The organism is Streptomyces sp. NPDC004658 (assembly GCF_040609555.1).
GTDB lineage: Bacteria > Actinomycetota > Actinomycetes > Streptomycetales > Streptomycetaceae > Streptomyces.
In genome coordinates this window covers 1-1,296 of sequence record NZ_JBEXKG010000401.1, presented here as the reverse complement: position 1 = coordinate 1,296, position 1,296 = coordinate 1, and the positions used below count along the sequence as shown (strand labels likewise).

The 1,296-nt window shown below is 65.2% G+C and carries 3 protein-coding genes; 1 reads left to right on the top strand and 2 read right to left on the bottom strand.

Annotated elements, in window-relative coordinates:
- The first annotated feature begins 81 nt into the window (after positions 1-81).
- The gene (locus ABZV94_RS41680) at positions 82-210 is read left to right on the top strand and encodes a hypothetical protein (RefSeq protein ID WP_355742062.1); all 129 of its coding nucleotides are present in this window, start codon (positions 82-84) and stop codon (positions 208-210) included.
- Between the two features lie 58 nt (positions 211-268).
- Here the strand turns inward: ABZV94_RS41680 and ABZV94_RS41675 are convergent, their stop codons facing one another.
- Entirely contained in the window at positions 269-463 is a 195-nt protein-coding gene (locus ABZV94_RS41675) for a DUF397 domain-containing protein (RefSeq protein WP_355742056.1), read from the bottom strand.
- Positions 464-474: 11 nt separating this feature from the next.
- A partial coding sequence (locus tag ABZV94_RS41670) for a Scr1 family TA system antitoxin-like transcriptional regulator (protein WP_356350323.1) occupies positions 475-1,296 on the bottom strand: 822 nt, incomplete at its 5' end.

Sequence of the window (1,296 nt, the reverse complement as noted above, 5' to 3'; positions counted from 1 at the left end):
GCACGCCCCAGAGTGCTCCATTGTCATCACGCCGAGGCCGAAGCCCGGCATCCTCTAACCTCCCGATGGAAGGGAGGCAATGTGTCCGAGTGGATCGACCCGCGCTACGCGCAGCTGGTCGCCGCGTGGAAACGCACGCAGCGGCCCGACTCCCATGACCCACAGCGGGAGCGGCCCGTACGGGGCTTCGTGCTCCCGCCCAGGCCGTGAACCGGCAGCACCCCCTGCGGCCCCGGCTGGCATCCGCCGATCGGAGCCGCCGCCCGGTCTAGACGAGGTGATCGAACTCCCCTGCCTTGACCCCGGCGAGAAACGCCGCGAGCTTCACCGGAGTCGTCGTGACTATCGACTCGGGCTCCTCGCTCTCACGCAGGAGGATCTCGTCACCCTGCATGGCAAGTTCAATGCAGTTGGTGTCCTCTGCATCCGTCGAGAAGGACGACTTCTGCCACTGGGGATCCATGTCTCACACCTTCACAGTTGCTGGGCCATGTCGTGGATGAAGTCACGCGACCGGACTGCGTCGAGTGACCGCTCTTCGGTTCTCTCCAAGACCGCCCGGAAGTTTGCGAGACGGGTCTCGGCATCGACGAACGCGGGGCCGTACGGGGTATCGGTCTGAACGGTGTCGAGCTGCGGAACCGGCCCGCACACATAGAGTGTCGAGTTTCCGGCGTTGGGGAACCCGCCTATGGCGAACGGAATCACACGGATAGTCACGTTGTCCCGCTCAGACTCCTTCAGCAGATGGCTGAGCTGTGCTCGGGCGACAGTTCGTCCACCGAATTCTAGGCGCAGCGCAGCCTCGTGAATCAGGAAAGTGCACGTGGGCGGGCTCGGCCGGTCCAGTACGTCTCGGCGTTTCAGTCTCAGCGAGAGTTGGCGACGCAGACCGACATCGGTCAGCGCAGGTACCGCCTGGGCGAACACCGCACGGGCGTAGTCTTCGGTCTGAAGCAAGCCCGGCATATGCATGATCTGCACGGAACGCAATGCGGCGGCGTGATGCTCAAGTTCCGAGAGGTCGACCGCGTTGGCCGACAGGACATCCCGATAGGCGTCCCACCAGCCCTTCTTACGGTCCTCAGCCATGGCGGCAAGGGCCTCCACATACTCGGCGTCGGCGCAGCCGTAGTGCGCGGCCCAGGTGCGTACCCGCTCGCCGCTCACTCCGAACCGGCCCAGCTCGATGTTGCTGATGCTCGTCCGGTCCGTGCCCAGTTCGGCTGCCGCGACGGCGAGTGAGAGACCCGCCCGCTCTCGAATCCTCCGCAACTCCACACCCAGTCGGCGCTG

Coding starts and splice junctions, on each gene's coding strand:
- ABZV94_RS41675 (WP_355742056.1), bottom strand. CDS start 463: ATGGATCCCCAGTGGCAGAAGTCGTCCTTCTCGACGGATGCAGAGGAC.